General features: G+C 34.8%; 1 protein-coding gene. It reads right to left on the bottom strand.

Annotation, left to right across the window (positions count from 1 at the left end; translation table 11 throughout):
• A partial coding sequence (locus H2O73_RS24235; protein WP_497997523.1) for a phosphoglucose isomerase-related protein occupies positions 1-247 on the bottom strand: 247 nt, incomplete at both ends.

The following is a 247-nucleotide window of genomic DNA, read 5'->3' as shown; positions in this document are numbered from 1 at the left end:
AAAAATTAGTATACCAAACTCCTAATAAGGCAAGAATCACAGGGATATTAGACTTAAATGCTTCCGTCTTAAAATGAATATCCATTTTATTTGCTCCCTGTAAAAGCTTTTCAAAATGATCGTTTCCAACAGCTAAGCTTATAGACAAACCTACTGCGCTCCATAAGGAGAAACGACCTCCAACCCAATCCCACATCGGGAAAATATTGTTTGAACTTATACCAAATGCTTTAGCTTTTTCAATATT

The sequence above is a fragment of the Vibrio marinisediminis genome (genome assembly GCF_014050145.1).
GTDB lineage: Bacteria > Pseudomonadota > Gammaproteobacteria > Enterobacterales > Vibrionaceae > Vibrio > Vibrio marinisediminis.
Note: the sequence above shows the minus strand (reverse complement) of the source record. Positions and strands in the feature narration are given on the sequence as shown.